At 62.2% G+C, this 24,269-nt stretch carries 22 protein-coding genes; 13 read left to right on the forward strand and 9 right to left on the reverse strand.

The features are described from left to right. Positions 1–13: 13 nt before the first annotated feature. The 6 genes from N5P29_RS10645 to N5P29_RS10670 all read left to right on the forward strand — a co-directional run bounded on the left by N5P29_RS10645 (position 14) and on the right by N5P29_RS10670 (position 4,907). Positions 14–637: a superoxide dismutase gene (locus N5P29_RS10645; protein ID WP_144658766.1), complete on the forward strand. Its 624-nt coding sequence runs from the start codon at positions 14–16 to the stop codon at positions 635–637. 271 nt (positions 638–908) lie between these two features. After that, positions 909–1,919, forward strand: coding sequence for a type I glyceraldehyde-3-phosphate dehydrogenase (gene gap, locus N5P29_RS10650; RefSeq protein ID WP_262274957.1), 1,011 nt, complete (start codon positions 909–911; stop codon positions 1,917–1,919). Between the two features lie 9 nt (positions 1,920–1,928). After that, complete coding sequence (locus N5P29_RS10655; protein WP_262274958.1) at positions 1,929–3,155, forward strand: phosphoglycerate kinase; 1,227 nt, start codon at positions 1,929–1,931, stop codon at positions 3,153–3,155. A 77-nt stretch (positions 3,156–3,232) separates the two neighbouring features. Beyond that, positions 3,233–4,048 (forward strand): triose-phosphate isomerase, encoded by an 816-nt coding sequence (tpiA, locus tag N5P29_RS10660; protein WP_262274959.1) that lies wholly within the window; start codon positions 3,233–3,235, stop codon positions 4,046–4,048. 36 nt (positions 4,049–4,084) lie between these two features. Continuing rightward, entirely contained in the window at positions 4,085–4,342 is a 258-nt protein-coding gene (gene secG / locus N5P29_RS10665; protein ID WP_262274960.1) for a preprotein translocase subunit SecG, read from the forward strand. Between the two features lie 169 nt (positions 4,343–4,511). Further along, positions 4,512–4,907, forward strand: coding sequence for an RNA polymerase-binding protein RbpA (locus tag N5P29_RS10670; protein WP_262274961.1), 396 nt, complete (start codon positions 4,512–4,514; stop codon positions 4,905–4,907). On the opposite strand, the gene pgl is transcribed toward N5P29_RS10670, so the two are convergent. From pgl to tkt, 6 genes are read right to left on the reverse strand one after another with little or no spacing between them, the layout of a single operon-like run. Next, entirely contained in the window at positions 4,860–5,630 is a 771-nt protein-coding gene (gene pgl / locus N5P29_RS10675) for a 6-phosphogluconolactonase (RefSeq protein ID WP_262274962.1), read from the reverse strand. The two genes, N5P29_RS10670 and pgl, sit on opposite strands and share 48 nt — an antisense overlap. A 37-nt stretch (positions 5,631–5,667) precedes the next feature. After that, positions 5,668–6,609 (reverse strand): glucose-6-phosphate dehydrogenase assembly protein OpcA, encoded by a 942-nt coding sequence (locus N5P29_RS10680; RefSeq protein WP_262274963.1) that lies wholly within the window; start codon positions 6,607–6,609, stop codon positions 5,668–5,670. Then, positions 6,606–8,162 (reverse strand): glucose-6-phosphate dehydrogenase, encoded by a 1,557-nt coding sequence (gene zwf, locus N5P29_RS10685; RefSeq protein ID WP_262274964.1) that lies wholly within the window; start codon positions 8,160–8,162, stop codon positions 6,606–6,608. Before zwf ends, N5P29_RS10680 begins: the two co-directional genes overlap by 4 nt. A 15-nt stretch (positions 8,163–8,177) precedes the next feature. After that, positions 8,178–9,809: a phosphoglucose isomerase-related protein gene (locus tag N5P29_RS10690; protein WP_262274965.1), complete on the reverse strand. Its 1,632-nt coding sequence runs from the start codon at positions 9,807–9,809 to the stop codon at positions 8,178–8,180. A 6-nt stretch (positions 9,810–9,815) separates the two neighbouring features. Further along, a complete protein-coding gene (tal, locus tag N5P29_RS10695; RefSeq protein WP_262274966.1) occupies positions 9,816–10,934 on the reverse strand; it encodes a transaldolase in 1,119 nt (372 codons plus the stop codon). A 31-nt stretch (positions 10,935–10,965) separates the two neighbouring features. Then, positions 10,966–13,092, reverse strand: coding sequence for a transketolase (gene tkt, locus N5P29_RS10700; protein WP_262274967.1), 2,127 nt, complete (start codon positions 13,090–13,092; stop codon positions 10,966–10,968). Positions 13,093–13,520: 428 nt separating this feature from the next. Here tkt and N5P29_RS10705 point away from each other — a divergent pair, with 428 nt between their 5' ends. From N5P29_RS10705 to N5P29_RS10725, 5 genes are all read left to right on the forward strand, one after another. Then, positions 13,521–14,483, forward strand: coding sequence for a heme o synthase (locus N5P29_RS10705; RefSeq protein WP_262274968.1), 963 nt, complete (start codon positions 13,521–13,523; stop codon positions 14,481–14,483). Between the two features lie 388 nt (positions 14,484–14,871). Next, the gene (locus tag N5P29_RS10710) at positions 14,872–15,144 is read left to right on the forward strand and encodes a hypothetical protein (protein ID WP_262274969.1); all 273 of its coding nucleotides are present in this window, start codon (positions 14,872–14,874) and stop codon (positions 15,142–15,144) included. A 2-nt stretch (positions 15,145–15,146) separates the two neighbouring features. Continuing rightward, positions 15,147–16,043: a hypothetical protein gene (locus N5P29_RS10715; protein ID WP_262274970.1), complete on the forward strand. Its 897-nt coding sequence runs from the start codon at positions 15,147–15,149 to the stop codon at positions 16,041–16,043. A gap of 4 nt (positions 16,044–16,047) precedes the next feature. Next, positions 16,048–17,196: a hypothetical protein gene (locus tag N5P29_RS10720; protein WP_262274971.1), complete on the forward strand. Its 1,149-nt coding sequence runs from the start codon at positions 16,048–16,050 to the stop codon at positions 17,194–17,196. Between the two features lie 10 nt (positions 17,197–17,206). Beyond that, on the forward strand, positions 17,207–19,153 hold the full coding sequence (locus N5P29_RS10725) for an ABC transporter ATP-binding protein/permease (RefSeq protein ID WP_262274972.1): 1,947 nt from the start codon (positions 17,207–17,209) through the stop codon (positions 19,151–19,153). A gap of 5 nt (positions 19,154–19,158) precedes the next feature. Here N5P29_RS10725 and N5P29_RS10730 read toward each other — a convergent pair whose 3' ends face one another. Genes N5P29_RS10730 through N5P29_RS10740 form a run of 3 tightly spaced genes read right to left on the reverse strand, consistent with a single transcriptional unit; the run spans position 19,159 to position 21,864 of the window. Further along, entirely contained in the window at positions 19,159–20,103 is a 945-nt protein-coding gene (locus N5P29_RS10730; RefSeq protein WP_262274973.1) for a COX15/CtaA family protein, read from the reverse strand. A 34-nt stretch (positions 20,104–20,137) separates the two neighbouring features. Beyond that, positions 20,138–20,902, reverse strand: a complete 765-nt coding sequence (locus N5P29_RS10735) for an ABC transporter permease (RefSeq protein ID WP_262274974.1) — start codon at positions 20,900–20,902, stop codon at positions 20,138–20,140. Further along, positions 20,899–21,864: an ABC transporter ATP-binding protein gene (locus N5P29_RS10740; RefSeq protein ID WP_262274975.1), complete on the reverse strand. Its 966-nt coding sequence runs from the start codon at positions 21,862–21,864 to the stop codon at positions 20,899–20,901. The genes N5P29_RS10735 and N5P29_RS10740 overlap by 4 nt, the downstream gene beginning before the upstream one ends. A 110-nt stretch (positions 21,865–21,974) precedes the next feature. Between N5P29_RS10740 and N5P29_RS10745 the strand changes: the two genes are divergently transcribed. Together N5P29_RS10745 and sufB are read left to right on the forward strand one after the other, a co-directional pair. Continuing rightward, positions 21,975–22,793, forward strand: a complete 819-nt coding sequence (locus N5P29_RS10745) for a helix-turn-helix transcriptional regulator (RefSeq protein WP_410007868.1) — start codon at positions 21,975–21,977, stop codon at positions 22,791–22,793. Beyond that, positions 22,793–24,268, forward strand: a complete 1,476-nt coding sequence (sufB, locus tag N5P29_RS10750) for a Fe-S cluster assembly protein SufB (RefSeq protein ID WP_144658782.1) — start codon at positions 22,793–22,795, stop codon at positions 24,266–24,268. Before N5P29_RS10745 ends, sufB begins: the two co-directional genes overlap by 1 nt. The last annotated feature ends 1 nt before the right edge of the window (position 24,269 follow it).

The following is a 24,269-nucleotide window of genomic DNA, read 5'->3' on the forward strand; positions in this document are numbered from 1 at the left end:
ATTGGAGGATTTCGTGACAGAGTACGTTCTGCCCGAGCTCGGCTACGACTACGCAGCACTTGAGCCGCACATTTCGGCGAAGATCATGGAGCTGCACCACAGCAAGCACCACGCTGCCTACGTTGCAGGCGCCAACAACGCCCTCGCCCAGCTTGCCGAAGCCCGCGACAAGGGTGACTTCGCCAACATCAACCGCCTCTCCAAGGACCTCGCGTTCCACACCGGCGGCCACATCAACCACTCCGTGTTCTGGAACAACATCTCCCCGGATGGCGGCGACAAGCCCGAAGGCGAACTCGCTGCCGCCATCGACGACGCTTTTGGCTCGTTCGATGCCTTCCGTGCACAGTTCACCGCAGCAGCCCTCGGCCTCCAGGGTTCCGGCTGGGCCTTCCTGGCCTACGAGCCCATCGGCGGAAACCTTGTCATCGAGCAGCTCTACGATCAGCAGGGCAACGTAGCAGTCGGCACCACCCCGCTGCTCATGCTGGACATGTGGGAGCACGCTTTCTACCTGGACTACGTCAACGTCAAGGCTGACTACGTCAAGGCGTTCTGGAACATTGCCAACTGGGCCGACGTCGCCAAGCGTTTTGAAGCAGCCCGTACCAACGCAACGGGCCTCATTGTCCTGTAGTTGGTGAGTTCCGGTTCACGCGGATGTAACAAAAGTCACTTTTTGCGTGAATTGGGCCGAAATGCTGAAAAGCCTGCCTCCGCAGTTGCGGGGGCAGGCTTAGTTAAACGTAAGATGGATCACGGAAGGCGGTTAGCCTTCAGCAACGTGGCTGGTCGCCCTCCGATCTGATAATCACCTCTGCCCAACGACGTGCGGGGTCTGTTAGTTGGAAATATTTGATCCGACTCACTAGGCGTGCTTGCAAGAGCACCAAGGAGATTGACACATAGTGACCACCCGTATTGGTATCAACGGCTTCGGCCGCATCGGCCGTAACTACTTCCGCGCAGCGCTGGCCCAGGGCGCTGACCTTGAGATCGTTGCAGTCAACGACCTCACCAGCCCTGAGACCCTCGCCCACCTCCTGAAGTACGACTCCGTCGGTGGACGCCTCACCCAGAGTGTGGAAGTTGTCGATGGAAACCTGGTAGTCGACGGCAAGTCCATCAAGGTCCTGGCAGAGCGCGATCCCGCCAACCTTCCCTGGGGCGACCTCGGCGTTGACATCGTTATCGAATCCACCGGTTTCTTCACCAAGGCCGCAGCCGCCCAGAAGCACATCGACGCGGGCGCCAAGAAGGTCCTCATCTCCGCTCCTGCCAGCGACGAAGACATCACCATCGTCATGGGCGTCAACCAGGATCTCTACGATCCCGCAGCGCACAACATCATCTCCAACGCCTCCTGCACCACCAACTGCCTCGGCCCGCTGGCCAAGGTAGTCAACGACGCCTTCGGCATCGAGCGTGGCCTCATGACCACGGTCCACGCCTACACGGCTGACCAGAACCTGCAGGACGGCCCGCACGGCGACCTCCGCCGTGCACGCGCCGCAGCCATCAACATGGTTCCCACCTCCACCGGTGCAGCCAAGGCCATCGGCCTGGTCCTTCCGGAGCTCAAGGGCAAGCTCGACGGTTACGCCATCCGCGTTCCCGTCCCCACAGGCTCCGCCACGGACCTGACCGTTACCGTTTCCCGCGAGGTCACGGTTGAGGAAGTCAACGCAGCCGTCAAGGCCGCAGCCGAGTCCGAGCAGTGGGCCGGCATCCTCACCTACACCGACGCCCCGATCGTCTCCTCCGACATCGTTGGAGATCCCGCGTCCTCCATCTTTGACTCGGGCCTGACCAAGGTCATCGGCAACCAGGTCAAGGTTGTTTCCTGGTATGACAACGAGTGGGGTTACTCCAACCGCCTCGTAGACCTCACGGAGCTCGTTGCATCCAAGCTGGGCTAGGGTAGACACATGACATCTCACACCCTCAACGAACTCATCGCTGAAGGTGTCCGCGGGCGGTACATTCTGGTCAGAAGTGACCTGAATGTGCCGCTCGACGGCTCTACAGTGACCGACGACGGCCGCATCAAGGCCTCCCTCCCGGTCCTCAAGAAGCTCTCGGACGCCGGTGCCCGTGTGCTCGTAACAGCCCACCTCGGACGCCCCAAGGGCGCACCCGAAGAAAAGTACTCACTGAAGCCCGCCGTCGAGCGCCTCGCGGAACTCGCGGACTTCAAGGTCCAGCTTGCTGCGGACACTGTTGGCGACTCCGCCAAGGAACACGCTGCTGCTTTGCAGGACGGTGAAGTACTCGTCCTGGAGAACGTCCGCTTTGATGCCAGAGAGACCAGCAAGGACGACGCCGAGCGCGGCACCTTCGCTGACGAGCTGGTTGCCCTCACGGGAAGCAACGGAGCGTACGTGGACGACGCCTTCGGAGCGGTCCACCGCAAGCACGCCAGCGTCTTTGACGTCGCCAAGCGGCTTCCCTCCTACCTTGGTGACCTTGTGCACACTGAGGTAGAGGTCCTGCGGAAACTCACCACGGACACCCAGCGTCCCTACGTGGTTGTCCTCGGCGGTTCCAAGGTTTCAGACAAATTGGCTGTCATCGATAACCTCCTGGGCAAGGCTGACACCATTCTCGTAGGTGGCGGCATGTTGTTCACCTTCCTTGCAGCCGCAGGCCACAAGGTGGCTGGCAGCCTGCTCGAGGAAGACCAGATTCCGGTCGTCCAGGACTACCTCAAGCGTGCCGCCGACGCAGGCACATCCTTCGTCATTCCCACCGACGTCGTTGTTGCCAGCCGTTTCGCCGCTGACGCCGAGCACGAAGTCGTCAAGGCAGATGCCATCGAGGACAGCGCTTTCGGCGCTTCCGGCATCGGCCTGGACATCGGACCGGAATCAGCGTCCGCTTTTGCCGCGCAAATCGAAGGCGCCAAGACCGTCTTCTGGAACGGTCCCATGGGCGTATTCGAGTTCGAAGCGTTCGCCAATGGCACCCGTGCCATCGCGCAGGCACTGACGGACACGGTGGCCTTCACTGTGGTCGGCGGTGGCGACTCCGCCGCAGCCGTCCGGACCCTCGGGTTCGACGATTCACAGTTCGGCCACATCTCCACCGGTGGCGGCGCCAGCCTGGAATACCTTGAAGGCAAGGAACTTCCCGGACTGAGCGTCCTGGACCGCTAAAGCACCAACCCGGCCGGCAGGACGCCACAGCGTCCTGCTGGCCGTTCAACATCCCAACGCATTCCCTTGGAGTACATGTGACTACCTCTGCCAACGGCAACTTTGTCCGCAGGCCTTTCATCGCCGGCAACTGGAAGATGAACATGGACCACGTGCAAGGCATCACCTTGCTGCAGAAGCTCGCGTGGACCCTGTCCGACGCGAACCACGACTACAACCGCGTCGAGGTTGCCGTGTTCCCGCCATTCACCGACCTCCGCGGTGTGCAGACGCTGGTCCAGGGTGACGAGCTCGAGGTCGTCTATGGCGGACAGGACCTCTCGCAGTTCGACTCCGGAGCCTACACCGGCGACATCTCCGGCCAGTTCCTCAATAAGTTGGGATGCTCCTACGTCCTGGTGGGCCACAGCGAGCGTCGCACCATCCACAACGAAACAGACGAGGTCCTGAACGCCAAGGTCAAGGCGGCCTTCCACCATGACCTCACTCCCGTTCTCTGCGTGGGCGAGGGGCTCGAAATCCGCCAGGCGGGCACCCACGTGGAGCACACGCTTGCCCAGTTACGGGCCGGAGTCGAGGGACTCTCGGGCGAACAGGCAGCAGACCTCGTCGTTGCCTATGAGCCCGTTTGGGCCATCGGCACCGGTGAAGTCGCAGGCCCGGAAGACGCGCAGGAAATGTGTGCCGCCATCCGCGCGGAACTCGCTGTTCTGTTCAACGACGCCGTCGCCGCCAAGACGCGCCTGCTCTACGGCGGGTCAGTCAAGGCCGCAAATGCTGCCGCCATCATGGCAGAAACCGACGTCGATGGCCTCCTTGTGGGTGGCGCCAGCCTGGACCCCGCTGAATTTGCTAACATTGTCAGGTTCGAGAGCCACCTCGTCACGGACTAGTCCGGCTCCCGTTTTCCGCTTCTTCGAAAGGCCGTCGTGGACGTTCTTCAAGTCATCCTGCAGATCCTGCTGGCCATCACCAGCCTTCTGCTGACGCTGCTCATTCTCCTGCACAAGGGACGTGGCGGCGGTTTGTCCGACATGTTCGGTGGCGGAATGAGCTCCGGATTGAGTTCCTCCGGCGTGGCCGAGCGCAACCTGAACCGCTTCACCATCATTCTTGGTATCACGTGGGGTGTTGTGATCATCGGATTGGGACTCATTATGCGCTTCAGCTCCGGCGGCGACTCCTAGTCACCGCAGGGCGGGGGAGGTTCCTTTACGGGAGCCTCCCCATTTTCATGTTCCGATCGGCACCCAACTACCAGTGCCGCCGTCGGGCCCCCAGCATTAGACTGACCCTGTTGGCTGCAAAGCCTCCAGGGCCGTGACGGCCGACCACCGAGTCGTGAGGGGTTCGAAAATGGTTCATGGCACGCCAGGTTACCGGGGTACCCGCGTAGGGGTGGCCCAAGGATCCGAGGCCAGAAATCACAGTGACCACGGCCAGGGCGATCAGCTGCCGCGTATTCGCGTTCCCTATTGGTGTTCAAAGGGACACGAAACGCGGCTTGTTTTTCTTAAGCTTCCCGACGAACAAATTCCACAAACGTGGGACTGCCCCAAATGCGGAATGCCCGCATCACGGGATCCGGGACGCCCTGCAGCTCCCCGGACTGATGAGGAGCTATACAAATCCCACCTGGATTACGTTAAAGAAAGACGCTCCAGCCAGGACGCCGAAGCTGTCCTGGCCGGAGCGTTGGAGCGGTTACGCGCCCGCGGGGTCCTTTCGGACCAGTTGCTGGAGGACGCGTGAGGCCGCGTTCTCGTCGATGAGCCACAACGTCCTGGAGCGACCCACAGGGCCGGCAGCAGGAACCTGAACCGGATTCGCCCCTGCCAAGGCCAGGCCGACGGCACCGGCCTTGTCTTCGCCTGCCACTACCATCCAGATTTCCTGGGCAGTGTTAATGGCAGGCAGTGTCAAGGAAATGCGCGACGGCGGCGGCTTGGGTGAGTTCTCGACGCCGACCACAGTGCGGCTCTTCTCACGGATTCCGGCCTGCTCCGGGAAGAGCGAAGCGATATGCGCATCCGGTCCCACACCGAGCAACAGCACGTCGAACCTCGGGAGTTTCCCGGGAGTTTCGGGCCTGTCGTCGGACATGTCCGCGGCATGTTCGGCCTCAGCAGCCGCCCTGAGCTCTTCTTCGTAGGCGGCAGCAGCATCAGCGGCGGTGGCGAATTGATCCGCTGAGCCTGGTTCGTGGACCCGGGAGGGGTCCACCTGCAGGTGGGACAGCAGCGCCTGGTGCGCCTGGCGTGTATTCCTGTCGTCGCTGTCGGCGGCCACGAATCGCTCGTCACCCCACCAGAAGTTGACCCTGGACCAGTCCACGGCTGGAGCTGCGGCAGAGTCGGCCACGGCTTTGAGTGTGCCGATGCCCACCGTTCCGCCTGTCAGGACCACAGTGGCCTCGCCGTGCTTGTCCTGGACATCCACTAGCTTGGTGATGAGTCGGGCCGCAATGGCGGCCATCAACACCTTTGAGTCGGGGTGGATGCTTACTCTTGGGTCAGCGTGCACTGGTTTGGACTCTCCTCTGGCTGGTAAGTGGCAGTCCCATCGTAATCACTTCTCCGAAGACTTCGTCCGGATCCAGCCGCCGAAGTTCCTCTGCGAGGCAATCCTTCAGGCTGCGGCGGGGGAGCGTGATGCGTTGCGCCGGCTGGCCAGGTTGGGTCAGTTCCGCCACGGACAAGCCCGGACGGAACAACTGGACATCGCCACTTGCACGGGTAAGCCTGACACGGCGGATACCCGTACCTGCTGGATCGGCAACGATCGTGACCGGCGCCTTCAAAGCCATGCTCAACCATGCCGCCAGCAACAGCGTGCTCGGGGAGTCCGAAGCACCCTCCACTGCGATCGCGGAGACAGGGTCGCCATCCACCTGGTCGAAGACAGCTGCCAGCTGCATGCGCCAGTTGGTCAGGCGCGTCCACGCCAGGTCGGTATCGCCGGCCTTGTACGTGGCACGGATGTTCTCCAGCGCCAGGCGGGGATCGGGCTCGTTCGCCGAGTCCGTGATTCGCCGGTGGGCGATACGCCCGATCGAGGTCTCACAAGCGCTCTCCGGGGCCCCATGCGGCCACCAGGCCACAATCGGAGCGTCCGGAAGCAGCAGGGCCGCGACCAGTGATTCGCTTTCGTGGGCCATGTGTCCGTGGCCCCGCAGCACGATGACCTCGGACGCACCGGCGTCGCCACCAACGCGGATCTGCGCATCAAGGCGGTCCGGACCCTCAACCCCGGCGTCCGCGAGGACAATGATGCGGCAGGGATGCTCCCGGCTGGCCTCGTTGGCCGCTTCGATGGCTTCTTCTTCCAGCCCGGACTTCGTCACCACCACCAGGGTCAGGACCCGGCCCAGGGCGATCACGCCGCCCTGTTCGCGCAGCGACGTGATCTTCTTGGAGATCTTGGAGGTAGTGGTATCGGGAAGATCTACGATCATGGCCTTCTCCAGGTTCGTCCGTCACGGGCCAGCAGGGCATCGGCCGAGGCCGGTCCCCAGCTGCCGGGTGCATAGGGTTGCGGTTGCTCATCAAGGCTGGCCCAATAGTCCTCGAAGGGATCCAGGATCTTCCAGGACAGTTCCACTTCCTGGTGCCGGGGGAACAGCGGCGGCTCGCCCAGGAGCACGTCAAGGATGAGTCGTTCGTACGCCTCCGGACTGGACTCGGTGAAAGAGTGCCCGTAGCCGAAGTCCATGGTCACATCCCGGACTTCCATCTGCGTACCAGGGACCTTGGAGCCGAAGCGGATCGTGGCACCTTCATCCGGCTGGACCCGGATCACCACGGCGTTCTGGCCGAAATCGTCCTCGCCATGGTCCCGGAAGAGCAGGTTCGGTGCACGCTTGAACACCACGGCAATCTCGGTCACGCGGCGACCCAAACGCTTGCCCGCACGCAGATAGAACGGAACCCCGTTCCAGCGCCGGGTGTTGATGTCCACCCGGATGGCAGCGTAGGTCTCGGTCTTTGAATCGGCGGGAATGCCTTCTTCGTCCAGATAGCCCAGGACTTCCTCGCCGCCTTGCCAACCACCGGTGAACTGGCCGCGAGCGGAGTGCGTGGACAAGTCGTCGGGCAGCTTGACCGCGGCGAGGACCTTCTCCTTCTCAGCTCGCAGGTCATCGGCGTTGAAGGAGATCGGCTCCTCCATCGCCGTCAAGGCAAGAAGCTGCAGCAAGTGGTTCTGGATGACGTCGCGGGCAGCACCAACGCCGTCGTAATAACCCGCACGACCACCGGTGCCGATGTCCTCGGCCATGGTGATCTGTACGTGGTCCACATAATTGGCGTTCCAGAGCGGCTCGAACAACTGGTTCGCAAAGCGAAGAGCCAGGATGTTCTGGACCGTCTCCTTGCCCAAGTAGTGGTCAATCCTGAACACAGCATCCGGCGGGAACACGGACTCCACGATGTCGTTGAGCTGACGTGCGGACTCAAGGTCATGCCCGAAGGGCTTCTCAATCACCACACGCCGCCACTGACCAGGCTGCGCCTGCGCCAAGCCATGCTTGGACAACTGCCGGCACACCTGCTCGAAGGCCTTCGGCGGGATGGACAAGTAGAAACCATGATTGCCGCGCGTACCGCGGGTTTCATCCAGTTCATCGAGCACGTCGCCAAGACGCTCGAAAGCGTCGTCGTCGTCGAACTCGCCCTGAACAAAACGGATCCCTGAAGCGAGCTGCTCCCAGACGCCTTCATCAAACTTGGTTCGCGCGTGTGCCTTGACGTTTTCCTTGACCTCCGCCGCGAAATCGGCGTTGTCCCAGTCGCGCCGCCCGAAACCGACCAAGGCGAAGCTCGGCGGCAACAAGCCACGGTTGGCCAGGTCATAGACCGCGGGCATCAATTTCTTACGGGCGAGGTCGCCGGTGACTCCGAAGAACACCAACGACGACGGCCCGGCAATGCGGTTCAGGCGGCGGTCCCGCGGATCCCTCAAAGGATTCCGCAGGGCCCCGTTCTTCCTGCCGTTTTCAGTTTCTGGCATGTTTGTCTAAGTGCCTTAGCTTTCGAGTGTGCTGGCCTGGCCGGCCAACGCAGCGACGACTTCCTGAAGCTGAGCCACGCCTGCGGCGCGCTCGGTGAGGTGAAGGCGCAGCACCGGGCGGCCGTGGCCTTCGAGGACCTGTGAGTCACCGGAGGCCTGGGCGGCGATGAGCTGCCCGAAGGTGAACGGACGCTCAGGAATCTCAAGGTCGGTGGAGGATGCCGCGGTGACCTGCAGGAACACGCCGATGGCCGGACCGCCCTTGTGGAACTGCCCGGTGGAGTGCAGGAACCGCGGACCCCAACCGAAAGTAACCGGGCGCCCGCTGACCGCTGCGAGTTCCTCACGGATCCCTTCAAGCGGAGCGTGCGAGATGCGGTCAAGGTATGCCTGGACGCTGAGGTAGCCATCGCTGCCAAGCTGTCCCAGCAGGGCCTGGACGGATTCAGCCACCGAGGCAGCCGAACCCAGCCAGTCACCGCCACGAACTTCAACGGCACCGTCCGTGAACGCCGCGGGGGTGGGCTCGGGACGGGCGTCCAGCAGGCCACGGGCCGCAACCTTGGCGGCCTCGACGTCGGGCTGGTCAAAGGGGTTGATGCCCAGGAGGCGACCCGCAACTGCCGTGGCGAACTCCCAGAGGAACATCTGCGATGGCAGACCGCCGGCAACGGCGACCTCATTTTCGCGAAGTTCGACGTCGGAATCGGCGCCAACCAGCCGGACGACCAGGACATCCTCAGCCCCGCCAAGGGCTTCAGGTGAGTCCGGACCGGCGACGACCGGAAGGACGCCTGTGCCGAGCTTGCCCGTGGACTCTGCAATGAGCTGCTCAGCCCAGTCAGCGAAACCAACAATTCCGGAACCGTCCTCGGCGATGACGATTTTGTTCCGCAGGGGGCTCGTACCGCCGAGGGCGATGCCCAAGGCCAGGCCGATGTTGTCCGTGGAGTCGTCGTTCAGGATTTCCGCAACTTCTTCTGCCTCGTCCAGGAAAGCCTGAATGTCCACTCCGGCCAGCCCGCTGGGAACCAGGCCAAAGGCCGTCAGGGCTGAGAAGCGGCCGCCTACGTTGGGATCCGCGTTGAAAACGGCGCGGTATCCGGCCTCGCGGGAGGCCTTGTCCAACGGCGAACCGGGATCGGTGACGATGATGATGCGGCTCTTGGCATCGATGCCGGCGTCATTGAACGCCTTCTCGAAAACGCGCCGCTGTGAGTCGGTCTCCACCGTTGATCCTGACTTGGAGGAAACAACGATGGCGGTTTCAGCCAAGCGGTCGGCCAAAGCGGCACTGACTTGCTCGGGGTCCGTGCTGTCCAGCACAGTCAGCTCGACGCCAGCAGTCCCGGCAATGACCTCGGGGGCCAAGGAGGACCCACCCATGCCGCAGAGGACAATGCGTGAGACGCCTTCGGAGCGAAGGGCATCACGAAGTTCCAGGATGTCCCCGACCAGCGGTTGGGAGACCGTAGCGGCTTCTACCCAGCCGAGACGGATTGCCGACTCGGACTCCGCATCGGGACCCCACAATGTGTGGTCCTTCGCGAAGATGCGGGTGGCGATTCTGTCTTCGACCAGGTTGTCGATGTGCTTTGCGATGGCTTGCTGCGCAGCACCGCTGGCGTCGTAACTGAGTGTGCTCATGGTGGGTTAGGAAGCCTTCCGTGCGGTGGCCAGTGCGCCTTCGACGTCGGCGAGCAGTTCCTTCCAGGAAGCAACGAACTTCTCAAGGCCTTCGGTTTCAAGGAGCTTGACGACGTCGTTGTAGGAGACGCCGAGTGCCTCGAGGGCGTTGAGGGTCTCGTTTGCTTCGTCGTACGTACCGGTGATGGTGTCACCGGTAACCACGCCGTGGTCGAAGGTCGCGTCAAGGGTCTTCTCCGGCATGGTGTTGACCACGCCGGCGGCAACGAGTTCGGTGACGTAGAGCGTGTCCGGGTATGCCGGGTCCTTGACGCCGGTGGAGGCCCACAGCGGACGCTGGGGGAGCGCGCCTGCCTCAGCCAGCACTGCCCAGCGTTCGGTGGAGAAGAGCTCTTCGTAGACCTGGTAGGCCAGGCGGGCGTTGGCAACGCCGGCCTTGCCCTTGAGTGCCTTGGCTTCTTCGGTTCCAATGGTATCCAGGCGCTTGTCGATTTCGGTGTCCACGCGGGATACGAAGAACGAGGCTACGGAGTGAATCTTGGAGAGGTCGTGGCCGTTCTCCTTGGCCTGCTCCAAGCCCGACTGGAAGGCATTGATGACCGCACGGTAGCGCTCAAGGGAGAAGATCAGCGTTACGTTGACGCTGATGCCTTCGGCCAGGGTGGCCGTAATGGCTTCGAGGCCCTCAAGGGTAGCGGGGATCTTGATGTGGACGTTGTCCTTGTTGACCTTCGCGTAGAGGTTCTTGGCCTCAGCGATGGTGCCCTCGGTGTCCCAGGCGAGGCGGGGGTCCACCTCGATGGAAACGCGGCCATCCACACCGTTGGTGGCTGCGGCAACCGGTGCGAAGAGATCGCAGGCGTCGGCAACGTCCGTGGTGGTGATTTCGAAGATCGTCTCTTCGACACTGGCACCGGCTGCGGCCTTGGCTGCGATGGTTGCGTCGTAGTCCGTGCCGGCCGTGATGGCGGCGTGGAAGATCGACGGGTTGGTAGTAACGCCAACGACGTTCTTCTCGTCGATGAGCTTCTGCAGGGTGCCCGTTTCCAAGCGCGTGCGGGAGAGGTCGTCGAGCCAGATCGAAACGCCGGCGTCGGAGAGTTGCTGCGTGGGAGTTGTAGACATGTGATTTCTCCTGTTGTGAGGTATCAGGCTGTTACGCGGAGGCGTCTGCGAGGGAGTCCTTGGCGGCGGCCGCAACGGCTTCGGCGGTGATGCCGAATTCGTTGAAGAGCCGCTTGTAGTCAGCCGAGGCGCCGAAGTGCTCGAGGGAGATGGAACGACCGGCGTCGCCCACGAATTCACGCCACCCCAGAGCCAGGCCGGCTTCCACGGAGACGCGGGCCTTCACTGCTGCGGGCAGGACGGATTCGCGGTAAGCCTCGTCCTGCTTCTTGAACCACTCAACGCACGGCATGGAGACAACGCGTGCAGCGATGCCTTCGGCCTGGAGTGCTTCGCGGGCTGCAACAGCGAGCTGGACTTCGGAGCCGGTGCCGATCAGGATGACCTGCGCGTCAACGGTTTCGCCATCCTTGGAGGCCTCGGCCAGGACGTAGCCGCCCTTGGCCACACCGGCGGTGGATGCGAAGGTGTCGCCGGTGGCGTCGCCTTCACCGCGGGCGTAAGTGGGAATGTTCTGACGGGTCAGCACGATACCAGCGGGGTTCTCGTGGTTCTCCAGCATGGTCTTCCATGCTGCAGCGACCTCGTTGGCGTCGCCCGGGCGGACAACGTCCAGGCCGGGAATGGCGCGCAAGGAAGCGAGCTGCTCCACCGGCTGGTGGGTAGGACCGTCTTCACCAAGGCCGATGGAGTCGTGCGTCCAGACGTACAGGGACGGAACGCCCATCAGTGCGCCAAGGCGGATGGCGGGGCGCTGGTAGTCGCTGAAGATCAGGAACGTGCCGGAGAACGCACGGGTACGGCCGTGAAGGGAAATCCCGTTCACGATCGATGCCGCTGCGTGCTCACGGATACCGAAGTGGAGGACGCGACCGTAGGGGTTGCCCTTCCAGGCGTCCGTGGAACGTGACGTCGGAATGAACGACGGTGAGTCCTCGATGGTGGTGTTGTTCGACTCCGCGAGGTCGGCGGAGCCGCCCCAAAGTTCGGGAAGGACGGGGCCGATGGCGTTCAGGACCTTGCCGGAGGCTGCGCGGGTGGAGACTTCCTTGCCTGCCTCGAAGACCGGAAGTGCGGCGTCAAGCTCGGCCGGCAACTTCTTTGCTTCCACGCGCTCCAGCAGGGCTGCGGCCTCCGGGTTGGCGGACTGCCAGGCCTCGAAGGACTCCTGCCAGGCGGCGCGTGACTCGGCTCCGCGGTCGAGGACCTTGCGGGCGTGGGCCAGAACTTCTTCGTCCACGTCGAAGGACTTGGCGGGGTCGAAACCGAGCACCGTCTTCAGTGCGGCAACTTCCTCGGCGCCGAGGGCGGAACCGTGGATCTTGCCGGTGTTCTGCTTCTTCGGGGCCGGGTAGCCGATGATGGTGCGCAGGGAAATGATCGACGGCTTGTTGGTCTCAGCCTTCGCTGCGAGCAGCGCCGAGTACAGTTCCTGGACGTCCTCGACGTAGTCGCCGGTCTTGGTCCAGTCGACGCGCTGCGTGTGCCAGCCGTAAGCCTCGTACCGCTTCAGGACGTCCTCGGTGAACGCGATGTCGGTGTCGTCTTCGATGGAGATGTGGTTCTCGTCGTAGATCACTACGAGGTTGCCCAGTTCCTGGTGTCCGGCAAGCGAGGAGGCCTCGGAGGTGACGCCTTCCTGAAGGTCGCCGTCGGAGGCGATGACCCAGATGGTGTCGTCGAACGGCGACTCGCCGGCGGGAGCATCGGCGTCGAACAGGCCACGCTGGCGGCGCTGCGAGTAGGCAAAGCCGACGGCGGAGGCCAGGCCCTGGCCCAAGGGGCCGGTAGTGATTTCCACACCTGCAGTGTGCTTGTACTCCGGGTGGCCCGGCGTCAGCGAACCCCAAGTACGCAGCGCTTCGAGGTCCTTCAGCTCCAGGCCGTAGCCGGAGAGGAACAGCTGGATGTACAGGGTCAGCGAGGTGTGACCGGGGGACAGGATGAACCGGTCGCGGCCAAGCCAGTCCGGGTTCTTGGGATCGTGGCGCATCAGCTTCTGGAACAGCAAGTATGCTGCCGGAGCCAAGCTCATTGCCGTACCGGGGTGGCCGTTGCCGACCTTCTCCACGGCGTCGGCGGCCAACACGCGAACGGTGTCAACAGCCTTCTTGTCCAGATCGGTCCATGACAGTTCTTGCTCTTCCAAATGTGGCACGAAAACCGAGCCCCTCTCTGTGCTGACGGCAGGCGTATGGACACGGCACGCAGGAAGCACAGGATGGCGCCCGCTGCAATGTGTCTACCAGCCGTTCACCATTGAAACGTTGATCTCTCATCCAGACCCACGGATATCCGAGAATACGGTTTCCCGGATGATCAACGTGTGCTGTTCTGCTGACCAGCTTAGCCCCAAACGTGTCGCGGAACTCAGGGAATCCCACTAACTGGACAGAAATTCCCTTATATGAATCACGATTGCCTCCGCCGGCCGTGAAGATTCGGAAACATTGACGTTTTTTGCGGACATCGGGCCACTTCCGTCCACGGTATGATATTTGGAGGCCACCAGCGGTTCATGCGCCCACGTTTGCTTCAACGACCGGGACGAACATCCGCTGCGAGAACCCCAGAGCATAGAACAGAGTGACTGCCGCCGTGAGCACAACTGATACGCCCGTGAACGCTTCCCCGGCCCGGGGGAGCATCGGAACTTCCCGTAAATTAAAGGCGTATCTGGCACTGACCAAACCCCGCGTGATCGAACTGCTCCTGGTCAGCACCCTCCCCACCATGATTTTCGCCCAGCGCGGCTTCCCGTCCATCGGTCTCATCCTGGCGACCCTCGTGGGCGGCGCCTTTGCAGCAGGCAGCGCCGGCGTGTTCAATTGCTACATCGACCGCGACATCGACAAACTGATGCACCGCACCGAAAAGCGTCCCTTGGTAACTGGCGAAGTAAGCCCGCGTGAGGCCCTCGTCTTTGCGTGGGTCCTCGGCGCCGCGTCCATCGCCATCCTGTGGTTCGGCGCCAACCCGCTCTCTGCGTGGCTCGGACTGGGTGCCATCGTGTTCTACGTGGTCATCTACACCATGATCCTCAAGCGCCGCACAGCACAGAACATCGTGTGGGGCGGCGCCGCCGGCTGCTTCCCCGTGCTCATTGCATGGGCTGCGGTGACCAACACCGTTGAGTGGCCCGCAATTGTCCTGTTCATGGTGATCTTCCTGTGGACGCCCCCGCACTATTGGCCGCTGTCCATGCGCTACGGCGAGGACTATCGCAACGCCAACGTCCCCATGCTGGGAGCCATTGCGGGCGCCAAGGTGGTTTCGGTGCAGGTGGTCCTTTACGCCTGGGCCATGGTCGCCTGCTCCTTGCTGATGATCCCCGTAGGTGGGGCCGGTTGGGTCTACACCATCGTCGCCGTGGCCGCCGGTGCGTGGTTCCTTTACGAAAGCCACGCCCTTTACAAGCGGGCCCAGGGTGGCGACGTCTCCAACAAGGGCGCCATGAAGGTCTTCCACGGCTCCATCAGCTACCTGACGCTGCTCTTCATCGCACTTGCCGTTGATCCGTTCATCGGGTCGCCGCTTATCGGCGGCTGACCCAGGCGTTCACGACCGCAGCAACATCCGACGACGTCGGCACTCACCCGGGTGCCGACGTCGTTCCGTTTCCCCACCCTCGCTCACATCCCTCCCGCTTGGGCCCATCGCTGAGCACCTAGATGGAGTGCTCACACCACCTATTTTGGCGATCTGACCACTCAAATTTGATGAAATCAACCACCTAGATGAGCCATTTTGCGTCTAGGTGGTGCTTTTGGAGACCTACCGTTTGTGGAGGAACAAAGTTGTTCCGATTCAACTCGAGCATTGGGGAAATCATGAAAGCAGTACTTCGCTCAGCAGGTGTTTTGGCAGTAGCGTCAGCCTCGGTCCTGACAGGAGTGAGCGCAGCTCAAGCCGCTCCTGCCTGCTCCACGGCCCGCGTTTGCTTTTACGACGATATTGGTTCCTGGGAACCCCGCGCACCTTCAACTGGGTCACCTCGTACGTCGGCGATACCCCAAATGACAAGGCGAGTTCCATCGTGGTTGGCGCGGCTGCGGACCCTGCCTCCCCTTACGTCTACTTTTACAACGATCTCAACTACGGCGGATACAGGCTTATCTATCGGGCTGGCAATGCGAACAACGATCTCCGGTCTGAAACCATGTACTCCGGCCGCAACTGGGATGATGAGATCTCCAGCGTTTGGGGCTAAATGTGCAGCTCTTGAACCAGCAGCGAACAGGTAACACCCTGATTCTCGCGTTGATGATCGCTGCCGTAGCGGTTGCGTGCAGCGGACCCAAGGCCGCGCCACCACCGCCACCCGCCGAGAATCTTCCAGTGATTGACCGAAGCGTCGCTGCTGGCGTCAAGGCCTCCTTGAACGATGTCACCGGGGAAGTAGTACTGCCCATGAGCAGTTATTGGTACTCGGATCGAGAGAACGTCTTGGTGAATTCAGCCGTGGCCTACCTCATCGAGGATTGCGTACGGGCGTCCGGCCACATCATGGTTGCCTGGGGCGGTAACGGCAGAGCCCTCCAGGATTTTAGCTACGGACAATGGTCGCGGCCCCTGGCTGCTCGGAACGGAAACGTCCCCGAAACGCGTGTTGTCCAAGGCATCCGTGAGAAGAAAGTCACCGAAGTCAGTCCGACCGATGAGCAAGCATATGAGAAATGTTCAAGCTCCGTTGGTCGGGCTGGATTTCCGGAACTCCTTGCCGGGCTTGCAGGTGACGCGGGCCTTTCGAATCGCATGGTGCAGACGGCAGCAGCGCTTACGGAACGCGATCCCGAATATCTGAGCTACCGGAAGGCCTGGGAAACCTGCATCACCACCAAAGGTTTAAAACTTGCTGCGGAAGACTCCTGGACTGTCAAAACCTCAGATTCCAAGGAGGACGAGATCCGAACAGTTTTACTGGACCTCGGGTGCAAGGACTCCAGCGGCGGGGCACAGCTTCCGTATGACATCCTCGCCCAGTACGAGGCCGCGCAAATGAAAGACCATCAGGCCGAGCTCAATCAAGTCGCTAGCGAGAAAGCTGCGTCCGTCGAACGGGCCAAGCAGGTGCTGAGGGACCACGGCGTGGCCGATGCCAAGCTCTGAAACCATGCAGAACTCTGAAACCCAGCTCAACTCCGCAATGCGGCGCATTCCGCGATGGTGGCTCCTCCCGTGCGTATTGGTGCTGGTAGTGGGCGGGCTGGGGGCCGCCTACTGGGCAGGTACCAGCGCGGCGGAGAGTGCTGAGTCACCTCATGCCTCCCAGCAAACGGTTCCTGTATCCGCCACTGTGGAGAGGCGCGCCGTCGTAAAGCAGGTCGTCTTGTCCGGCAAGGTCGTCCCTGGGACGCAGTCAGCCATCAAGGCTGCCGCCTCCAGCGGAATTGCCCGCCTGGTGGTGACGTCGGCTGCCAAGTCACCTGGCGACGAGCTCGTACCGGGGCAACTTGTGGCCGTCGTCTCCGGCCGCCCTCTCCTTGTCATGCCGTCCGCCGTCCCGCTCTACCGGGACATTTCACCGGGTCAGACCGGGCCTGACGTCGAAGGTCTTCAGGAGGCGCTCACCAATTTTGGATTTCCTGTACCCGCCAGCGGTGTATTCGACCACGGAACCCAGCTGGCACTCTCCAACTGGTACCTGGCTACTGGCTCAAGGGCGCCCACGGAGGTGTCGGCCAATAATCACGGCGACGATACCAACACCTCGGCTGTCATCTTCCGCTGGCAGGAATTCGTCCAGATTCCGGGCGATGTTGGAAAGATCGCAAACATAGCACAACCGGGAACTGTCCTCGGGGAGGACGGCATCGTCGCCAACGTAATCATCGCCCCAGACACCATCGTCGCGCGTGCAGACGTGCTGCAAGCGGAGTCATTCCCCGTGGGTGCGGCTGTGACAGTCCGTGCCGGATCGGCAACCCTTGACTCAAAGGTTGCCGGAGTAAGTGCTTTCATCGCAGGAGGAAAGGACAGCAGCGACATTCCGGGAAAGGACATAACGCTGCCGCTGACGGCCGGAACTGCAGGGTTTTCGGTCGGGCAGACACTAACAGTCACTGCCATTACCGCGGCCCCTGAAGCCTTGGCGGTCCCTCTGATCGCAATCCGTCAGGAGCGAGGAAGTGCCTTCGTTGAGGTTGAGGCCGGCCCAGATGTCCGACGCGTCGATGTCTCTGTGACGGGCCAAGCCGACGGGTGGGCTGCCTTGGCAGATGTCCCGTCCATTGCGGAAGGGGATCATGTCCGACTCCCATGATCGAGCAACTGTGCCTGAACCAGCAAAGTGCGATCCGAACGGTCGGCAGGCGCTCCTAAGCCTGCGTGGGGTCACCCGTTCCTTTTCGGGAACGGAAGCGCTCAGAAGCATCGACCTGGATATCCATGCGGGGGAATTTGTAGCGATCGTGGGACTTTCAGGTTCCGGCAAGTCGACGCTCCTCAACATCCTGGGCCTTCTGGATACGGCGACCAGCGGCACCTACCTCCTTAGCGGCGCGAATACGGCCGGATTCAACGAGGGCCAACGCGCTGAAAGCAGGGCCCGTACCTTTGGCTTTGTCTTTCAGGACTCTCATGTGGTGGGACGCGACTCAACAGCACGCAACGCGACGCTAGGTCTTCGCGCCCGGGGGATAAAGCCGGCGCTTCAGAAATCGCTGGTCTGGCCGCAATTACATCGTTTTGGCCTCGACCATCGCGTGGGCACACCGGCGGCGATGCTCTCTGGCGGTGAACGGCAACGGCTCGCAATCGCCCGCGCTGTCGTCGGTGATCCAGACGTTATCCTCGCTGACGAGCCCACTGGAAGCCTCGACACAGCCAACGGCGCGATTGTGCTGCAGCACTTACGCGAGCTTCACGAGGGCGGGACCACAGTCGTCATGGTTACCCATGATCCGGGCATTGCCGCCTCCGCAGACAGAGTCATCACCATGCGGGACGGCCAGGTGATCAGCGATACGGGAGCGGCGATCCGTCAAGCGACGGCGACGGACGCACAGGTTTCCCCATCCGCGTCCGCCCTCAAGCGTCAGCGCAAAAGTGAGTTCACCGACCTCGTTGCCGAGGCACTCTCCGCCCTTACCGGACGACCCGGGAAGGCACTGCTCTTGATTCTGGCTTTTCTCATCGGCAGCGGTGGCTTGGTCGCAGCCATCGGTCTTAGCGAAAGCGCCGCCGTTAAGGTCGCGGACCGCATTGACGACGCCGCCAGCGATGAAGTCCGAGTAAACCGCGACGGCGGATACCCATCCTGGGATGCGGTCCGATCAGACCTCGGACGAGCAAAGCAGCTCAACGGAGTCCGGGGAGGCGGAATTGTCGCCGAGCTATCGGCTTCGGCTGTCCTCCCGTCAACCCTCCGCCCAGGTACTTTTCCTGATCAACCCGTATTTGGTGGGGCAGTCAGAGTGGCGGACTCCGGCTATCTGGCGATACAAGGCGCAATGGTTTCGTTCGGTGACCCGGCCCTGCTCGATCAATCATTTGGTGGTCCAGTGGCATTTGTCGGTCGAGGAGCAGCGCAGGATCTGGGCATCGGCACCCCTGGGCCCGGCGCCGTCGTCTGGCTCTTTGGGCAACCTGTTCCGGTGGTCGGCCTCATTACGGACCCGGGACGGGATCCCATTCTGACCGAGGCTGTGGTGGTGGGCGTCGGATCCTATTCCGTCACAGACAGAATGGCGGCCAGCCTGGTTTTGCGCACGGACCCCGGAATGCCTGCCGCAATTGCGGAGGCAATTCCCAAGGCGCTAAACCCCACCGAAACGGGCGCCGTCAAGGTTGAGACGGTGGCTGACCTTCGCGAACTCAAGCAAGGAATCAATTCGGATCTCGGCCGACTGGTAGCGATAGTCTCTGTCGTCCTGTTGGCCATAGCGTGCCTCAGCGCAGGCACGACGATGTACCTCGGAGTGACAGCGAGGTTCAATGAGATCGCCTTGAGGCGGGCCCTCGGTATGCGGCGCTGGCCGCTGGGCTGCATGTTTCTCCTGGAAGGGGCCATCGTCGGGGCGATCGGCGGCGCAGCAGGGGCCGCCATTGGCATGGCCGCTGTCCTTAGCTATGCGGCGAGTGAGGGCTGGGTGCCGGCCATTCCAGGGTTTGCCGCACTCTGGGGAATCGGCGCAGGCACCCTGAGCGGCACCATGGCTGCCGCGTACCCTGCCCTCGTTGCATCCAGGGCCGACCCAGCCCAGTTGATTCGCCTCTAGTACGCCTACCCGACCGGACTGTGCTTGGCCACGTCCGCCGCATTGGTAGCAGCGCTCATCAGAAGTGCAGCCCCCAGCATGTGAGCGCCCACCAGAAGTGCGGGAATCCCGTTGTAGTACTGGGTGAAGCCAATGACTGCCTGCAGCAAGGTCACACCCAGCAAGAGGAAGGCAGCAGTGCGGAACGGACCGCTGATCCTGCGCCGTACCACCAGGAACACCGCGAGGAGCGTGCCGGCCGTAATGAGGTAGGCCGGGATAGCGTGGATGTGGGAGAAGAGATCCCAGTCGAGGTCGTTCCGCGGAGCATCGGCATCTCCGGCGTGCGGTCCGGCGCCTGTAACCACGACGCCGAGCATCACCGAAAGTGCTGAGAATACGGCAACCGCCATCATCACAGGACGCGTCACAGCGGGCAGTGCGGGCAGTGTCCGGTTCATGAAACGGCCGGTGCGCCCGTAAGCCCGGTTGACCAGCAGGGTTGCAAAGACCACCAGCGCCATGGAGACCAGGAAGTGCAGGCCAACAACCCAAGGGTTCAGGTTGGAGAGGACGGTGATTCCGCCGATGACGGCCTGCGCGGGGATGCTGGCAAGGAGGCCGAGGGCAAGCAGGAAGAGGTCACGGCGCTGCTTGCGGAGGTTCCACAGGTACACCAGCATTAACGCGGCGACGGCGGCCAGGGCGAACGTCAGAAGGCGGTTGCCGAACTCAATGAAACCGTGCATTCCCATTTCGGGCGTATTCACCAGGGAATCGCTGGTGCAGCGGGGCCATGTCGGGCAACCCAGGCCCGACGCGGTGAGCCGCACTGCACCTCCTGTTACCACCAGGATGGTCTGCCCGATGAGGGACAGCAACGCCAGCCGGCGTACGGCCGCGTTGACTTCGGTGGGCAGCTTGGACGTCCATTGCTGGACGGTTTTCGGGAGGCGCGATGCCGTGCTCACAGTTTTCTCGCTTCTTTGTTCTGCTCGGATTTGCTTAGTTCCACTTAAACCAGCGGATGGCTGCTGCGCCGGCCACGACAGTCCACAGCAGAAGGACAAGGACAGCGGGCAGGGATACGGCGCCAAGCAAGAACGCATCGCGCAGACCTTGGCCCAAGGCGCCCGAAGGCAGGAAATGCACAATGCCCTGCAGCAAGGCCGGGAGACGGTCGGCCGGAACAACGATTCCGCCCAGCGCACCCAGCAGGATCCAGAGCAAGTTGGTGATGGCGAGGGTGGCCTCCGGCCGAACAGTTCCGGCTACGAGCAATCCCAAGGCAGTGAAGGCTGCAGCGCCAAGGATCAGCAGGCCCAACCCGGGAAGCCAGGCTTCCGGACGGGGCTGCCATCCGAAGAATCCGGCCACCCCTCCCACAACCACCACCTGAAGGAATAGGACCACCAGCACGGCGAGGATCTTCCCGGCGATAAGGCCGCCCCTGCCCAAAGGCGTGGTGGAAAGGAACCTAAGAACCCCATACCGCCGATCAAACCCCGTGGCGATGCCTTGTCCGGTGAACGCCGTGGACATTGCGCACAGAGCCAGAATGCCAGGCGTTGCAGTGTCGACGCGCGATGGACCGAGCCCGTCCAGCAGGGGAGTGACCACCAGGCCCACCAAGGCCATGAGCGGCAGGACAATGGCCAGAATCAGTTGTTCACCGTTGCGAAGCATGGTGATTGTTTCGTAACGACCCTGCTGCATGATGCGGCGCGGCAAGGATGCTGGCCCTGCATTGGGAGTCAGAAGCCCGCTCATCGCAGATCCCTTCCGGAGATATCGAGGAAGACGTCTTCCAGGCTCCGCGCTTCGAGTCGGAGCGAGGCCGGCATAATGTTCCGTTCTGCCCACCAGGCCGTCAGGCGTGCGAGGTCGGTGGGAGTAATGGCGCCCGTGATGGAGTAGCTTCCGGAACGGGATTCGGTGATGCGGAGCGCGCCGTCAACGACGCCGGTGAAGTCCAGTCTGGCCGGGGCATCAAAATACAGGGTCCGGTCCGACGACGCCGGGTCGGCCGAGTGGTCGTGCCTGAGGAGCTCGGCCACGGTCCCTTCGGCCACGTTATGGCCGCCATCAATGATGTAGACGTAGTCCGCCAGCCGTTCGGCGTCGTCCATCAGGTGCGTAGTCAGCACAATACCCATGCCTGCATCGCGCAGTTCGGCAATGAGGTCGAAAACCATTTGCCTTGACTGCGGATCCAGACCGGCGCTGGGCTCATCGAGGAACAGTATCTCGGGGTTTCCCACCAGTGCCGCCGCCAACGCCAGCCGCTGTTTCTGGCCGCCCGAAAGCCGCCGTACACCGGTTCTGCTGAACTGGTTGATGCCCAGCCGTTCGACCAAGGCATCGACGTTCATGGGGTTGTTGTACATGCCGGCGACGTGCCGCAGCAGCGGGATGGGACGGGCCGACGGCGGCAGGCCACCGTCCTGGAGCATCACACCTACCCGGGCGCGCAACTGGGCACTTGCGGTATCGGGATCCGATCCGAGGAGGGAGATCTTGCCGCCCGTCCGCTTTTGCAGGCCTTGGGCGCATTCGAGAGTGGTGGTCTTTCCGGCTCCGTTGGCACCAAGAAGGGCGGTGATCTGGCCACGCTCAGCCACCAGGGAAAGTCCACTGACCACCCGAAGCATTTTGCCGTCGAGGGAAGCCAAGGGGCCTACGTCCTTGATGAGTCCATCTATGATGAGGACGGGAGATTCGGGTGATCGCACCAAAGTATTCTACGTGAAGTAGTACGGTCACACTTTGCGGCGAAGCCAAGGTCAGTCTTGCCTTACTGGATGCATGAAACAAATTACGACATGATTGTGTTGTGTATTCCATGAGCAGTCCTATATCCATGCCTCCAAAGCGGCATGCTGCAACGGCGGAGGCCTTCAGCGCCCCGTCGTTGCCGGACGCGGATGACCGCACGCGGGACCGCGTTCTGAGCGCTGTCCTCGAGAATGGTCCGGTCAGCGCTGCCGAGCTGGGGGATCTTCTAGGGTTCACACCTGCTGCCGTCCGCAGGCACCTGGACCACTTGGAGCGCAGTGGCGTGATCGAGGTCAAAAGGGTCGCCAAGGCCGGTTCAGGCGCCGGACGTCCTGCACGCCGCTACGTGCTCAGCTCCCAGGGGCAGTCCAAGTTGGGCGATGATTACCTGAATATCGCGAGCTCTGCCCTCAAGCGCCTGCAGGAGCTTGCAGGCGAAGACGCCGTCCGGGAGTACGCCGAAGAGCGTTTTGCGGAGATGGAACGCCGTTACGCACCTGAGGTCCAGGCGGCCGGTGATGACATCACGGCGCGTGCCATGGCGTTGTCCAAAGCCTTGAGCCGCGACCGCTTCGTAGCCTCCGCCCATTCGATCGAAGCCAAAGCTCCCTTGCCCGCGGCTTTGTCCAGTGTCCAGCTTTGCCAAGGACATTGCCCCATCCAGCAGCTCGCTGCCCAATTTCCGGTGTTCTGCGATACCGAAACCGCAGTGTTTTCCCGGCTGGTCGGCGTCGATGTCCGCCGGCTGTCCACCTTGGCGCAAGGCGGTCACGTCTGCACCACCCACATACCTACCGGGCGACCGGCTGCCACAGTGCTCCCAGGCACTGAAGCGCAGACCGGAAACCTGTCCCAGGAATCAAACAACCAGCAAGAAAGGCCGTGATGACGGGTCAATTAGCTGAAGGAACAGCAGAGAAGGCGGTAGCTGACGGCACTGTAATCTCGGAGATTCTGGAAAAGAATCCCGAGCTGCACGGTATCGGCAACTACGAGTACGGCTGGGCCGACAAGAACGACGTTGGCGCCAATGCCCGTCGTGGCCTCGACGAGGAGGTTGTCCGTGACATCTCCGACAAGAAGAGCGAGCCCGAATGGATGCTCGATCTGCGCCTCAAGGGTCTGAAGTACTTCGACCGCAAGCCCATGCCCACCTGGGGTGCAGACCTCTCGGGCATCGACTTCGACAACATCAAGTACTTCGTGCGCTCCACCGAGAAGCAGGCAGCGACGTGGGAAGACCTTCCCGAGGACATCCGGAACACCTACGAAAAGCTGGGTATCCCGGAAGCTGAGCGCAGCCGCCTGGTATCCGGTGTCGCGGCCCAGTACGAGTCCGAGGTTGTCTACCACCAGATCCGCGAAGACCTGGAGGCCCAGGGCGTAATCTTCCTGGACACCGACACCGCTTTGAAGGAACACCCGGAAATCTTCCAGGAGTACTTCGGCACCGTCATCCCCGTGGGCGATAACAAGTTTGCTTCGCTGAACACGGCCGTTTGGTCCGGTGGCTCGTTCGTGTACGTTCCCAAGGGTGTCCACGTGGATATCCCGCTGCAGGCCTACTTCCGCATCAACACGGAAAACATGGGCCAGTTCGAGCGCACGCTGATCATCGCTGACGAAGACTCCTACGTGCACTACATCGAAGGCTGCACGGCTCCGATCTACACCTCGGACTCGCTGCACTCCGCAGTTGTGGAAATCATCGTGAAGAAGGGCGCCCGCGTCCGCTACACCACCATCCAGAACTGGTCCAACAACGTGTACAACCTGGTCACCAAGCGCGCCATCTGCGAAGAGGGCGCCACCATGGAATGGGTCGATGGCAACATCGGTTCCAAGGTGACCATGAAGTACCCGGCTGTCTACCTCGTTGGTGAGCACGCCAAGGGCGAGACGCTGTCCATCGCGTTCGCCGGCGAAGGCCAGCACCAGGACACCGGCTCCAAGATGGTGCACATCGCACCGAACACCAAGAGCTCCATCATCTCCAAGTCGGTTGCACGTGGTGGTGGCCGTGCAGCATACCGTGGCCTGGTCCAGGTCCGCGAAGGTGCCAAGCACTCTGCCAACACGGTCCGTTGTGACGCGCTCCTGGTGGACACCATCTCGCGTTCGGACACCTACCCGTACATCGACATCCGTGAGGACGACGTCGTACTGGGCCACGAGGCAACCGTTTCCCGCGTCAGCGAAGAACAGCTCTTCTATCTGATGTCCCGCGGCATGCCGGAGGACGAGGCAATGGCCATGATCGTGCGCGGCTTCATCGAGCCGATCGCCCGTGAACTGCCCATGGAATACGCCCTCGAGCTCAACCGCTTGATTGAACTTCAGATGGAAGGATCCGTCGGTTAAC

The organism is Paenarthrobacter sp. JL.01a (assembly GCF_025452095.1).
Classification (GTDB): domain Bacteria; phylum Actinomycetota; class Actinomycetes; order Actinomycetales; family Micrococcaceae; genus Arthrobacter.